Genomic DNA, 13,248 nt, shown 5'->3' on the forward strand with positions numbered 1-13,248 from the left:
CATGCCGTCCCCGCCCGCCGCCCGGAGCCCCCGGGCCGCCCTGGCCGAGCTGCTCACCGGCAACCGCCGCTTCGTCAGCGGCCAACCGCTGCACGGGCACGACGTGACCGCCGCCGCGGCGGTGGCCTCCGGCGACCAGCAGCCGTACGCGGTGGTGCTGGGCTGCATCGACTCCCGGGTGCCGCTGGAGGCGATCTTCGACCAGACGTTCGGCTCGATCTGCGTGATCCGGACCGGCGCGCACGTGCTCGACCGCGCGGTCTGCGGCTCGATCGAGTACGTGGTGGGCCAGCTCGGCGTACGCCTGGTGATGGTGCTCGGCCACGAGCGCTGCGGCGCGGTGGGCTCGACAGTCGACGCGGTACGCACCGGGCGGCGGCCCGGCGGCGCGCTGGGGTACGTGGTGGACCGGATCACCCCGGCGGTGCGGGAGGTCGGCGTGGCGGACCCGGCCGTCCACCCGCTGGCGATCCGCCGGCACGTGCGGCGCACGGTGGCCGCGCTGCGCGCCGACGACCTGCTCGCCGACCGGGTCGCCACCGGCGAACTGGCCGTGGTGGGCGCGCTCTACGACCTGGCCACCGGTGAGGTCACGCTGCTGCCGGCGGAGGAGACACGGAACCGCCCGCCGGGGTGATCCCCGACGGGCGGTCGCGGTGGTGCGGGTGAGGGCGGCTCAGCCCTCGAAGACACCGGCCTCGACGAGACGCTTCTCGGTCTTGTCCCAGCCGTGGTCCGGGTAGGACGCGGCCAGGCCGTTGAGCTCGGCGCGGATCTTGGCGGCGTGGCCGGCGGCGGCCAGCGTCCGGATCTCCTCGACGAAGGCGTCGGAGTCGGTGCGCAGGTGCGCGGTCTTGCCGTTGGTCAGGTTGCGCACGTAGGCGTGCTTGCCGCCGTTGAGCGGGATCAGGTACTTGAACTCGCCCAGCACGCTGAGGGCGCCACCCTGGCCAGCCTGGCCGGCCCGGACTGACGCGCGCGCGGTCTTAGAGGTGTTGCTCGCCACGGAGGTACTCCTTGCAGACGTACGGTGGGGACGGGAACCGTCCGGGGGCTGTGCGAGTGACGCCCGGGTTTGAGCGCCGGCCCGCGAAGACGTGCGGCGGCACAGAACCGCCCAGAGAACTGTACACGAACGCGACGCCTGGCTGGTGGTCGCGCCGTCACCGGGACACAACCGGGTCGCCCACCCGGGTATTTCCGGCCGGCCGACCGCGGCGAATTTTCCGATTCGCTGGCGCACCACCTGTCACAGCGGTCATCATGTGTGCCAGGGGCCACTCGGGTGACGAGGTCGTAGGGGAAGACGCACCTCGGCTCACCGGGAGGTCACCGTGCCAACGCGTGGCGTCGTATACGTCCACTCGACCCCGCTCGCCGTGTGCTCACACGTCGAGTGGGCGATCGCGCGCGTCCTCGCCGCGCCGGTCAACCTGCACTGGACGGGGCAGCCCGTCGACCCCGGCGCGCGGCGCGCCGAGTGCGGCTGGACCGGCAGCCCGGGGACGGGTGCCGAGCTGGCCGCTGCCCTCCGGCAGTGGCCCATGATCCGTTTCGAGGTGACCGAGGAGCCCAGTCCCGGCGCTGACGGCGAGCGCTTCATGTACGTCCCCGGGCGGGGCCTGTTCCGGGCCACCGTCGGCGCGGCCGGCGACATCCAGCTCGGCGAGGACCGGCTGCGTACCCTGATGGCCGCCGCCCGCGCCCCGGAGGCGCTCGCGCACGCCCTCGACAAGGCGCTCGGCACCGCCTGGGACGCCGAGCTGGAGCCCTACCGGTACGCCGGCGACGGCGCGCCGGTGACGCTGCTCACCCGGGTGGGGTGACGTCGGGCAAGTTGCCCCGATACGGTGGGGACCGTGTCGATTCCCCCGCGACGTTCCGCCGTCGCGCTCGCCGCACTGACCGCGCTGGTCCTCACCGGCTGCTCGGACGGGCCGGACCGGCCCCGCCCGGCCCCGTCGGCCCCGGCGTCCCCCGCCTCCTCGTCGGCCGCGCCGGCGCCCACCGCCGCCGACCCGGCGGCGCAGGCCGCCGCGCTGGTCGCCACGCTCTCCGACGAGGACCTGGTCGGGCAGGTGCTGATGCCGTACGCGTACGGCAGCTCGGCCACCCAGGTCTCCGCCGGCTCGGCCGCCGGCAACCGGGCGCTGGCCGGTGTCGACACCCCCGCCGAGATGGTGGCGAAGTACCGCCTCGGCGGCGTGATCCTGGTCGGCTTCAGCGCCGACGACCCGACCTCGGGCAACCAGGAGACCACCAACGTCGACAACCCGAAGCAGGTCCGCGCGCTGACCGACGGGCTGCGCGTCGCCGCCGGCAAGCTGCCCGCCGGCGCCGCGCCCTTCCTGGTCGGCACCGACCAGGAGTACGGCGTGGTCACCCGGATCACCGACGGGGTGACCCAACTGCCCAGCCCGCTCGCCGCCGGCGCGGCCGGCAACCCGGCGCTCACCGAGGCCGCCTGGCGGGCCGCCGGCGCCGAACTGGCCGCGATGGGGATCAACCTGGACTTCGCCCCGGTCGCCGACGTGCTGGCCACCCGCAGCACGGTGATCGGCTCCCGGTCCTTCGGCGCCACCCCGGCCACCGCGTCGCCCCAGGTGGCCGGCGCGGTCCGCGGTCTCCAGGCCGAGGGCGTCGGTGCGGCGGTCAAGCACTTCCCCGGGCACGGCCTGAGTGCCGCCGACTCGCACACCGAACTGCCGGTGGTCGGGCAGTCCCGGGCCGTGCTGGACCGCACCGCGTTCCCGCCGTTCCGCGCCGGGATCGACGCCGGCGCCATGGCGGTGATGTCCGCCCACCTGAACGTCACGGCGGTCGACCCGGGCACCCCGGCCACGTTCTCCCGCAAGCTGCTCACCGACGTGCTCCGGGGCCAGCTCGGCTTCCAGGGGGTGGTGATCACCGACGGGATGAACATGGCGCCGGCGAAGAAGTGGTCGCCCGGCGAGGCGGCGGTCCGCGCGCTCAACGCCGGCAACGACCTCATCCTGATGACCCCGAACGTCGGCCAGGCGTACGACGGGCTGCGCGCCGCGCTGACGGACGGCTCGCTGCCCCGCACCCGCCTGGTCGAGGCGGTCACCCGGGTGCTCACCATGAAGTTCCGGCTGGCCGGGCACCCGCAGCCGGCGCTGTCGACGCTGGACGGCCCCGAGCACCGAAAGGCCGCCGCCGACCTGGCCGCCGCCGCGGTGACAGTGCTGCGCGGCACGTGCGGCGGTGCGGTGACCGGACCGGTCCGGGTCACCTCCTCCGGCGGGCGGGACCGCACCCGGGCCCTGCTGACCGAGGCGCTCACCGCCGCCGGGGTCAGGGTGGTGTCCTCCGGCGGCACCGTCGTGCACCTCGTCGGGTACGGCGACGGCACGAAGGACCTGAGCGCCGACGCGGCGGTGACGGTGGCGATGGACACGCCGTACGTGCTGGCCGGGGCGAAGTCGCCGACGGTGCTGGCGACCTACTCGTCCACCCGGGCCTCGATGACCGCGTTGGCCGCGGTGCTCGCCGGCAAGGCCCGCCCCACCGGCCGCGCCCCGGTGCCGGTCCCCGGCCTGCCCGCCACCACCTGCAAGGTGTAAGGACGGGCCCCCGGTTAACGCCTCCGGTAGAGAAGGGGCCCCCTCTCACACTCACGTGTGGAGAGGGGGCCCCTTCCTTGCAGACCTGGTTCAGGGGCGGGTGAAGACCAGCGCCACGTTGTGCCCGCCGAAGCCGAACGCGTTGTTCAGCGCGGCCGGGATCTCCAGGTGCCGGGCCTTGTGCGCGGCCACCTCCAGGCTGAGGCCGTCATCCGGGTCGTCCAGGTTGATCGTGGGCGGCACGACCCCGTCCCGGATGGCCAGGATGGTGGCGATCGACTCCAACGCGCCGGCCGCGCCGAGCAGGTGCCCGGTCATCGACTTGGTGGCGGTGAGCAGCGGGTGGTCACCGATCGCCTCGCGCAGCGCGCCGATCTCCAGCATGTCGCCGACCGGCGTGGAGGTGGCGTGCGCGTTGACGTGCACGATGTCCCGTCCGGTCATGTCCGCGTCGGCGAGCGCCCGGACGATGGCCCGGATCGCGCCCTCGCCCTCCGGGTGCGGCTGCACCATGTCGTACGCGTCGGAGGTGACCCCGGCGCCGGCCAGGCGCGCGTAGACGCGGGCGCCGCGGGCGGCGGCGTGGTCGGCGCGCTCCAGCACCAGTACGCCCGCGCCCTCGCCGAGCACGAAGCCGTCCCGGGCCTTGTCCCACGGTCGGGACGCCTTCTCCGGCTCGTCGTTGCGGGTCGACATGGCCCGCATCGAGGCGAAACCGGCGATCGGCAGCGGGTGGATGACCGCCTCGGTGCCGCCGACCACCACCACGTCGGCGCGGCCGGCGCGGATGATGTCCAGCCCCAGCGAGATCGCCTCCGCGCCGGTCGCGCAGGCGCTGGCCACCGAGTGCACCCCGGCCTTGGCGCCCAGTTCCAACCCGACCCAGGCGGCCGGGCCGTTCGGCATCAGCATCGGCACCGTGTGCGGGGAGACCCGTCGCGGTCCGGACGCCTCCAGGATGTCGTCCTGGTCGAGCAGGGTGGTGGCGCCGCCGATGCCCGAGCCGACGCTCACGGCCAGCCGTTCCGGGTCCGGCCCGGCATCGGCCAGCCCGGCGTCCGCCCAGGCCTCCCGCGCGGCGATGAGGGCGATCGCCTGGGAGCGGTCCAGCCGGCGCAGCTTCACGCGGTCCAGCACCTCGGCCGGGTCCACGGCCAGTCGGGCGGCGATCCGGACGGGCAGTTGCCCGGCCCACTCCTGGGTGAGCGCACCCACCCCGGAGTGGCCGGTCAGCATGGCGTCCCAGGTCGACGCGACGTCCCCGCCGAGCGGGGTCGTCGCGCCGAGCCCGGTGACGACGACGTCGGGGCGACTCATGATCAGGACTGCGCCTCGATGTAGCTGACCGCGTCCCCGACGGTCTTCAGGTTCTGCACCTCGTTGTCCGGGATCTTGACGCCGAACTTCTCCTCGGCCGCCACCACGACCTCCACCATGGAGAGCGAGTCGACGTCGAGGTCGTCGGTGAAGGACTTCCCCTCGGCCACGTCGTCCGGGCTCACCCCGGCAACCTCTTCGAGGATCTCGGCGAGGCCGGCGGTGATCTCGTCACGGGTCATTGCGGTTGGTTCCTCTCATCGGGGTTACTCGGCGGCCGGCGACGCCGGCCACCGCACCTGGAGCGCGTTCGCGCCCGAGGGGGTCATCAGGGGCAGCGCACGACCTGACCGGCGTAGGTCAGGCCGCCGCCGAAACCGAACAGCAGCACCGGGGCGCCCGCGGGCACCTCGCGTCGCTCGACCATCTTCGACAGGGCCAGCGGGATGCTCGCCGCCGACGTGTTGCCGGACTCGACGATGTCCTTGGCGATGATCGCGTCCGGGATGTTCAGCCGCTTGGCGATGCCGTCGATGATCCGCGCGTTGGCCTGGTGCGGCACGAACGCGGCCAGCTCCGACGGGGCCACCCCGGCCCGCTCGCAGGCCTGGAGCGCCAGCGGGGCCAGCGCGGTGGTGGCCCAGCGGAACACCGACTGCCCCTCCTGCGCGATGTACGGACGCCAGCCCTCGATCCGTACCGCGTCGCTCTTCTCCGGCGCGGATCCCCACACCACCGGTCCGATTCCGGTCGGCTCGTCGTCGGCGGTCGCGGTGACCACCGCCGCGCCGGCGCCGTCGCCGAAGATGATGCAGGTCGACCGGTCGGTCCAGTCGGTCACGTCGGAGAGCTTCTCCGCGCCGATCACCAGCGCGTTGCGCGCCGCGCCGGCCCGGATCGCGTGGTCCACCGTGCCGAGCGCGTACGCGAAACCGGAGCAGGCGGTGTTGAGGTCGTACGCCGCCGGCGCGTTGACGCCCAGCTTCGCCGCGACCCGGCAGGCCACGTTCGGGCTGCGGTCCACCGACGTGCAGGTCGCCACCACGACGAGGTCGATGTCGGCGGCGGTGAGGCCGGAGCTGGCCAGCGCCTTGCCGGCGGCGGCGGCGGCCATGTCGGCCACGGTCTCCTCGCCGGCGATTCGCCGGGTGGCGATGCCGACCCGGTCCCGGATCCACTCGTCGTTGGTGTCGACGAACTGTGCGAGCTCGTCATTGGTGACCACGCGGGAGGGCTGGTAGTGCCCCATCGCGGCGATCCGGCTGCCGGCCATTTAGTGCGATCCTCCGATGCGGACGAGGGGCTGGCCCGGGGCGACCGGGTCGTCGTGGTGCGCGAGCCACTCGGTGAGCAGCCCGCTGTCGTGCGCGGTCACCTCGACCCGCCCCTGCCGGGCGGCGACGTGGCCGACGACCTGGCCGGCGTGCACACCGGCGCCCTCGGTCAGCTCGGCCACCGGCGTGAAGACACCGGCGGCGGGGGAGACCACCACCCGGAAACCGGACGCCGACGGGCGGGCGACGCCGCCACCGCCGTGCCGGGCGATCAGGCTCCGCGCGGCGGGCAGGTCGTCGGGCGTGTTCAGGGTGACGATCTCCGGTGCCCCGTCCCCCTTGAGCTCCCGCTTGACCAGACCGGCCAACGTGCCAGCCGGCGGCAGTTCGATCACACCGGTGACGCCGAGGTCGACCAGGGTGCGCATGCACAGGTCCCAGCGGACCGGGGCGGTCACCTGCCGGACCAGCCGCTGCACCGCCTCCCGGCCGTACCCGACCGGGGCGCCGTCGAGGTTGGACAGCAGGACGCGGGCCGGGTCGGCCACGGTGACCCCGGCGGCCACCCCGGCCAGCGCGGTCTCGGCCGGGGACATGTACGGGGTGTGGAACGCGCCGGCCACCTTGAGCCGGATGACCCGCGCCCGGGTCGGCGGTTCGACGGCGAGCTTCTCCAGCCCGGCGATCGCACCGGCGGCGACGATCTGGCCGGCGCCGTTGCGGTTGGCCGGGTGCAGGCCGTGCGTCTCCAACGCGGCGAGCACCTCGTCCGGGTCGCCGCCGAGCACGGCGGCCATCCCGGTGGGTTCCAGCGCGCAGGCGGCGGCCATCTCCCGGCCGCGGACGCCGGCGAGCGTCACGGCCGCCTCGGCGGGCAGCACGCCGGCCAGCGCGGCGGCGCCCAGCTCGCCGACGCTGTGCCCGGCGACCACCCGGACGTCGTGCATCGGCAGGTGCTCGGCGGCGAGCAGCGCGGCGGCGACCAGCAGCGGCTGGGTGCGGGCGGTGTCCTTGATCTCGTCCGCGTCCGCCTCGGTGCCGAGGTGGATCAGGTCGACCCCGGCCAGCGCCGACCACCAGCGCAGGCGCGCCTCGGCGCCGGCGAGGTCGAGCCATGGGTTCAGGAAACCGGGCTTCTGTGAACCCTGTCCGGGGGAGAGTACGGCGAGCACGTGTACGACTCTGACGGATACTCGCGGGTTGCGCTGTAACGCACGGCACCAAACCGCACTAGAAGCTTTAGAGGAAACCTACAAAGATCGGTGTCGGTCGTCACCGCTCTGGGTGGCTTTCCGACCGGCTGGGCTCGCTGTCTGGTTCGGGACCGGCGTGACGGCCGGGACCACCGGGTCGAGACGACCGACGGTCAACGCGACCTGGAGCGCGAAGGCGTCCCGCGGGGCGAGCGGCGAGAAGCCGGTCACCTCGGCGATCCGCTTCAGCCGGTAACGCACCGTGTTCGGGTGCACGAACAGCGATCGCGCCGCGCTCTCCAGCGTGCCGCCGGCGGCGAAGAACGCGTCCAGCGTCTCCAGCAGTTCGCCGCCGCCGGCGCGGGCCAGCGCCGCGTACACGTCGTGGCGCAGCCGGCGGCGCGCCTCGGCGTCGCCGGCCAGCGCCCGCTCGGGCAGCAGTTCGGCGGCGGCGACCGGGCACGGCGCGGTCGGCCAGGCCGGCGCGGCCCGGAACCCGGCGAGCGCGGCTCGCGCGGACTCGGTCGCCTCGTCGAGGCTGGGCACCGCCGGACCGACCACCACCGGCCCGTCGCCGAACGCGGTACGCAGCTTCCCGGTGGCCGCCAGCGGATCGGCCGCCCCGCCCAGCACGATCACCAGGCGGTCGCCGTGCACGCCGCCGATCACCTCGACGCCGATCCGGCGGGCCTGCCGGTAGACGGTGTGCAGGACGGCCGCCACCTCACCGCCGGGGGAGCGGCCCACCGCCACCGCCACCGGCGGCGCGTCCGACCAGCCCAGCGCGGCGGCGCGGCTGGCCAGCACGTCCGGCGAGTCGCCGCGCAGCAGCGCGTCCACCAGCAACGCCTGCAACCGGGCGTCCCAGGAGCCCCGGGTCTCGGCGGCCCGGGCGTACACCCGGGCGGCGGCGAACGCGATCTCCCGGGAGAACCGCAGCACCGCCTCCCGCAGCGACTGTTCCTCGCCCGGCACGGCCAGGTCGGACACCTGTTCCTCGACGACCTCGATGGTCACCTTGATCAGCGCCACGGTCTGCTGGAGGCTGATCGAGCGGGCGAGCGCCACCGGCGCGGCGGCGAAGACCTCGTCCGACACCTCCTGGGTGCGGTCGGTCGCGCCGCCGCCCTGGCGCAGCCACTGCACCAGGGACCGCACGCCGGCCTGGGCCACCAGCATCACCCAGGAACGCTGGTCGGCGGGCAGCTCGCGGAACCACAGCAGACTCTCGTCCATCCGGGCCACGCTGGCGGTGGCCAGGCTGCCCGCGGCCCGTTCGATGCGGCGCAGCGTGGCCGACGTCTCGGTACCGCCCGGTTCACTCACCGCACCAGCCTGACACGGCCTGACCAGCGGATCCACTCCGAGTCCCCGGCGGCGCCGCCGACGGGCGATCTCCACCGGTACGCGCTGACGATCTCGTCGGGCCGGGCCAGTACGGTGTCAGAGCGCGTCGGGGCGTTCCGTCCGACGGGCGAGGGCGAAGGGTGAGGGGGACCGGGATGGCGCACGGGGAGGCCGAACACGGCTGCGCCCAGCACGAGCACTGTCGGCCGGGCCACGACCAGCCGCGCCGGGCGGGGCTGACCCATCCGGGTGAGCCGGCCGTCGGGCGGTCGTCGGAGCGCGCCGACGACGAGCCGGCGGCGCCGCGTCAGCGGGTCGTCGAGCCGGCCGGTCCCACCGCCGACCCGGCGCCGATCCAGGGCTGCCGCAGCGACCAGGCCGGCTGGGCGGGTGGCCACCGGCACGGCGCGGTGCGCCCCGGCAACCGCACGAGCCGCCGGGAACGGCCGCCGCGCCGTTGGTGCTGACCACGCGGGGCCCGTCCGGCGGTTAGCGTGGGTGGGGTGAAGGCGATGGCGATCGACGAGTACGGCCCGGCCGACCTGCTCACCGCTCGTGAGCTGCCCACCCCGCCGGTCGGTCCGGACACGGTCCTGGTGCGGGTGCGGGCCGCCGGGGTCAACCCGGTCGACTGGAAGGTCCGGGCGGGGCACCTGGCCGGCGCGTTCCCGAGCCATTTCCCGCTGGTGCCGGGGTGGGACGCCGCCGGCGTGGTGGAGGCGGTCGGTCCGGCGGTGTCCGGGTTCGCCGTCGGTGACGAGGTGATCGGCTACGTCCGCCGCGACGACGTGCAGCACGGCACGTACGCGGAACTGGTCCCGGCCCCGGAGCGGTGCCTGACCGACAAGCCGGTGCGGGCGTCCTGGCCGGAGGCGGCCGGTCTGCCGCTGGCCGGGCTCACCGCCTACCAGGCGTTGCAACTGGCCCGCACCGGCGCCGGTGACACCGTGCTGGTGCACGGCGCGGCCGGCGGGGTGGGGCACCTCGCGGTGCAGGTGGCCCGCGCGCTCGGCGCCGACCGGGTGATCGGCACGGCGAGCGAGGCGAACCACGACTTCGTCCGGTCGCTGGGCGCGGAGCCGGTCAGCTACGGCGACGGCCTGCCGGACCGGGTCCGCGCGGTCGCGCCGGACGGCGTCGACGTGGTGCTGGACCTGTTCGGGGGCGACGCGCTGGACGCCTCCGCCGAGCTGATCGGCCGGCCGGGGCGGCTGGTCTCCACCGCCGACCCGGAGCACGTGACCCGCCTTGGCGGCACGTACCTCTTCGTCAAGCCGTCCTCGGCCGACCTGGGGGTGCTCGCCGGGTTGGTCGACGCCGGCCGGCTCACCGTGCACGTGGCCCGGACGTTCCCGCTCACCGAGGCCGCCGAGGCGCAGCGGTTGGTGGAGGCGGGGCATGTCCGGGGCAAGGTCGTGCTGACCATCTGACCCGGGCTCAGCGGGTGCGGCGGCGCACCAGGAGCGCGATCCCGGCCAGCCCGACGGTGATGACCAGCACCACGCCGATGTTGAGCAGCAGCAGCCGCTGCAACTCGCCGAGCGCGGTGTCGAGGCCCTCCGCCGGGTCGAGCGCCTCCTCCGGTAGGACGCGCTCGCCGCCGCCGATACCCCCGGAGAGCGTGTCGAACCGGGGTGCCAGCGGCACCCCGACGGCGCGCAGCGTCTCGGACATGTTGAGGCGGCCGAAGAACCAGCCGGCCCGGGGGTGGCTCAGGTCGGGCTGCTTGGCCGGCCGGTAGACGCGAGGGCCGCCCTTGGCCAGCGGGAAGAGGTCGTAGGTGTGCTGCGGGCTGCCGGCGGCGAGCACCACCACCGTGTACTTCGGACCGAGGTCCTTGGCCGCCGGGCCGCGCAGCTGACCGGTCGTCCCCAGCCACTTGACCTGGTCGACGATCATGGTGACCTCGGCCGGTTTGGTGTCGGCCCGCAACTGCAACGGCTGGTCGAGCTGGTCGCCGGTGATGTCCACCCCGGCCGGGGCGAGCTTCGGCTTCGGCGCGGCCTGGGCCGCCGTCGTGCCGGTGAGGGCCAGCGTGCACGCCAGCACCGCCGCCCCGGCCACGACGGTCAGCAGCCGCCTCACCTTCCGGACCATCGCCGCCTCCTCGCCCCGTTCGATGGCTGGCTCCCGCTGCCGGTCACACTGGACCCGCCCACCCCAAAGACTCCGCAGAACGCCGCGTGGTTGCAGTAGGTGGAAGAGTATTTGGAACTATCTGCGAGCTGAGACCGACCAATGGACGGTCGAAGATCAGCGGCCGGATCTTACCCGGACGGAGGGGCTCATGGGGGGCAGGGTTGCCCGTACGACACGTACCTGGCTGGCGGTGCTCGGGTTGGCGGCGGGGGTGTCGCTGCTGTTGCCGGCCGCGCCGGCCTCCGCGCACAACTCGTTGACCGGCAGCGATCCGGCCAACGGGGCCCGGGTGGCTGCCGCGCCGAAGCGGATCGAGCTGCGGTTCCTGGCCACGCCGAAGGAGGCCGGCACGACGGTCACCGTCACCGGGCCGGACAACGTGGCCGCCGCGGGTGGACCGCCGATCTTCTCCGGGAAGCGGGTGAGCGTGCCGTTCAAGCCCGCCGCGGCCGGGCTCTACATCGTTGCCTACCAGCTCGCGTCCGACGACGGGCACCCGATCAAGGGCGAGATCCGGTTCACGCTGACCACCGGCACCCCGGCCGAGACGCCGTCGACGCCGACCAGCACCGCGCCGACCACCGCGACGCCGCCCACGAGCGCCGCGCCGCCCACCACGACCGCGCCGTCGCCGGCGAGCCCGACGCCCGCGGCCGCCGCCGCTGACGACGGCGGGGGTGCGGGTTGGCTCTGGGCGGCCGGCGCGGTCGTGGTGCTGGCCGCGTTGGGTGGAGGACTGCTGCTGCGTCGCCGCGCCGCCCGTCGCTGACCGGGCCGGGCACCGGGCGGCAGGCCGGATCCGCAGCGGGCGTCCGCTCACCCGGTCACCGTGCGTGACGGGACGGGAGAGACCTCTACCGCGTCCCGTTATGCCTCCTGGTCATAAATATGACCAGGAGGCATGACGCCCGAAAGGGCTTCCGTTTCCGGCGCGCGACACGCCCGGACGACACGCCGGGCGTCACGCACGGCTCAGACCAGGCGTACCCGGGCGGCGCGCAGCCGGGTCAGCGTACGGTCGCGGCCGAGCACCTCGAGCGACTCGAACAGCGGCAGCCCGACGGTGCGGCCGGTGACCGCCACCCGGACCGGCGCCTGCGCCTTGCCCAGCTTCAACCCGCGCTCCGCGCCGACCGCCTCCAGCGTGGCCTTCAGCGACTCGGCGTCCCAGGTCTCCAGCGTGTCGAACGCGGCGATCGCGGCGTCCAGCAGCTCGGCGGCGCCCTCCTTCATCGCCTTCGCCCAGGCCGCCTCGTCGATCAGCGGGTCGGCCAGGAAGAGGAAGTCGACGTTCGGCACGATCTCGCTGAGCACCGCGATCCGGGTCTGCGCCAGCGGGGCCACCGCGGCGAACGCGGCCGGGTCGAACTCGGCCGGCTGCCACGGCGGCGGGGCGATCGTGTCGGTGCCGGTGAGCCATGGCTGGCACGCGGCGACGAACTCCTCCACCGGCAGGGCGCGAATGTACTCCCCGTTGAAGGCGCGGAGCTTCTTCTCGTCGAAGAAGGCCGGGGAGGGGTTGACCTCGTCGAGCCGGAACTCGTCCTCGATCACCGACCAGGGCACGATCTCCCGGTCACCCGACGGCGCCCAGCCGAGCAGCATCAGGTAGTTACGCATCGCGTCGGCGAGGTAGCCCTCGTCCCGGTACGCCTCCAGGGCGACCTTGTCCCGCCGCTTGGACAGCTTCTGCCGCTTCTCGTTGACCACCACCGGCACGTGCGCCCAGACCGGCGGCTTGACGCCGAGCGCGTCCCAGAGCAGCTGCTGCTTCGGGGTGTTCGGCAGGTGCTCCTCGGCCCGGATCACGTGGGTGATCCCCATGGTCATGTCGTCGACCACGTTGGCCAGCAGGAAGACCGGCGAGCCGTCGCCCCGCGCGATGACGAAGTCCTCGATCAGCTTGTTCTCGAACGTCGGCTCGCCCCGGATCAGGTCGACCACCACGGTCTCGCCCTCGTCCGGGGTGCGGAAGCGCAGCGCCCGGCCCTCACCGGCGGACAGGCCCCGGTCGCGGCAGAAGCCGTCGTAGCCCCGGTGCTGCGAGCCGGTGCGCGCCTGCACGTCGTCGCGGGTGCAGTCGCAGTAGTACGCCCGGCCGGCCTCGTACAGCCGCTGCGCGGCGGCGCGGTGCTCGCCCGCGTACGAGGACTGGAAGTAGGGGCCCTCGTAGCTGCCGCGGGTGATGCCGATCCAGTCGAGCGCGGAGAGGATGCCCTCGGTCCACTCGGGCCGGTTGCGGGCCGCGTCGGTGTCCTCGACGCGGAGCACGAACACCCCGCCCTGCTGCTTGGCGAAGATCCAGTTCTGCAACGCCGAGCGGGCGCCGCCGACGTGGAACATTCCGGTCGGGGAGGGGGCGAAGCGTACACGTACCGTCACGTCCCCCAGCCT

The 13,248-nt window shown here is 74.3% G+C and carries 14 protein-coding genes; 6 read left to right on the plus strand and 8 right to left on the minus strand.

The annotated features are described in order from the left end of the window. Window position 1 precedes the first annotated feature (1 nt). A complete protein-coding gene (locus C8054_RS06595) occupies window positions 2-637 on the plus strand; it encodes a carbonic anhydrase (protein ID WP_107155826.1) in 636 nt (211 codons plus the stop codon). Window positions 638-676: 39 nt separating this feature from the next. Here C8054_RS06595 and C8054_RS06600 read toward each other — a convergent pair whose 3' ends face one another. Then, complete coding sequence (locus C8054_RS06600; RefSeq protein WP_107155827.1) at window positions 677-1,006, minus strand: hypothetical protein; 330 nt, start codon at window positions 1,004-1,006, stop codon at window positions 677-679. 328 nt (window positions 1,007-1,334) lie between these two features. Here C8054_RS06600 and C8054_RS06605 point away from each other — a divergent pair, with 328 nt between their 5' ends. Together C8054_RS06605 and C8054_RS06610 are read left to right on the plus strand one after the other, a co-directional pair. Further along, the gene (locus tag C8054_RS06605) at window positions 1,335-1,826 is read left to right on the plus strand and encodes a DUF3145 domain-containing protein (protein ID WP_107155828.1); all 492 of its coding nucleotides are present in this window, start codon (window positions 1,335-1,337) and stop codon (window positions 1,824-1,826) included. A 33-nt stretch (window positions 1,827-1,859) separates the two neighbouring features. Beyond that, entirely contained in the window at window positions 1,860-3,584 is a 1,725-nt protein-coding gene (locus C8054_RS06610; protein WP_107155894.1) for a glycoside hydrolase family 3 protein, read from the plus strand. A 90-nt stretch (window positions 3,585-3,674) separates the two neighbouring features. On the opposite strand, the gene fabF is transcribed toward C8054_RS06610, so the two are convergent. The 5 genes from fabF to C8054_RS06635 form a co-directional block, all read right to left on the minus strand. Then, a complete protein-coding gene (gene fabF / locus C8054_RS06615; protein WP_107155829.1) occupies window positions 3,675-4,901 on the minus strand; it encodes a beta-ketoacyl-ACP synthase II in 1,227 nt (408 codons plus the stop codon). 2 nt (window positions 4,902-4,903) lie between these two features. Further along, a complete protein-coding gene (locus C8054_RS06620; protein ID WP_013735281.1) occupies window positions 4,904-5,143 on the minus strand; it encodes an acyl carrier protein in 240 nt (79 codons plus the stop codon). 86 nt (window positions 5,144-5,229) lie between these two features. Then, the gene (locus C8054_RS06625) at window positions 5,230-6,174 is read right to left on the minus strand and encodes a beta-ketoacyl-ACP synthase III (RefSeq protein ID WP_107155830.1); all 945 of its coding nucleotides are present in this window, start codon (window positions 6,172-6,174) and stop codon (window positions 5,230-5,232) included. Next, window positions 6,175-7,347 (minus strand): acyltransferase domain-containing protein, encoded by a 1,173-nt coding sequence (locus C8054_RS06630; RefSeq protein ID WP_107155831.1) that lies wholly within the window; start codon window positions 7,345-7,347, stop codon window positions 6,175-6,177. 78 nt (window positions 7,348-7,425) lie between these two features. Then, window positions 7,426-8,730, minus strand: coding sequence for a CdaR family transcriptional regulator (locus C8054_RS06635; RefSeq protein WP_233219515.1), 1,305 nt, complete (start codon window positions 8,728-8,730; stop codon window positions 7,426-7,428). A 140-nt stretch (window positions 8,731-8,870) separates the two neighbouring features. Here C8054_RS06635 and C8054_RS06640 point away from each other — a divergent pair, with 140 nt between their 5' ends. Continuing rightward, window positions 8,871-9,182, plus strand: coding sequence for a hypothetical protein (locus C8054_RS06640; protein WP_107155833.1), 312 nt, complete (start codon window positions 8,871-8,873; stop codon window positions 9,180-9,182). 45 nt (window positions 9,183-9,227) lie between these two features. After that, window positions 9,228-10,145 carry an NADP-dependent oxidoreductase gene (locus C8054_RS06645; RefSeq protein WP_233219516.1) on the plus strand — a complete coding sequence of 306 codons (918 nt, stop codon included), beginning with the start codon at window positions 9,228-9,230 and terminating at the stop codon, window positions 10,143-10,145. 7 nt (window positions 10,146-10,152) lie between these two features. Here the strand turns inward: C8054_RS06645 and C8054_RS06650 are convergent, their stop codons facing one another. Further along, window positions 10,153-10,812: a hypothetical protein gene (locus tag C8054_RS06650; protein WP_107155835.1), complete on the minus strand. Its 660-nt coding sequence runs from the start codon at window positions 10,810-10,812 to the stop codon at window positions 10,153-10,155. Between the two features lie 190 nt (window positions 10,813-11,002). On the opposite strand from C8054_RS06650, the gene C8054_RS06655 reads away from it, so the two are divergent. After that, window positions 11,003-11,623, plus strand: a complete 621-nt coding sequence (locus tag C8054_RS06655; RefSeq protein ID WP_107155836.1) for a copper resistance CopC family protein — start codon at window positions 11,003-11,005, stop codon at window positions 11,621-11,623. A 203-nt stretch (window positions 11,624-11,826) separates the two neighbouring features. Here the strand turns inward: C8054_RS06655 and gltX are convergent, their stop codons facing one another. After that, on the minus strand, window positions 11,827-13,236 hold the full coding sequence (gltX, locus tag C8054_RS06660) for a glutamate--tRNA ligase (RefSeq protein ID WP_107155837.1): 1,410 nt from the start codon (window positions 13,234-13,236) through the stop codon (window positions 11,827-11,829). Window positions 13,237-13,248: the final 12 nt, after the last annotated feature.

This window comes from Micromonospora sp. RP3T (assembly GCF_003027925.1).
Lineage (GTDB): Bacteria > Actinomycetota > Actinomycetes > Mycobacteriales > Micromonosporaceae > Micromonospora.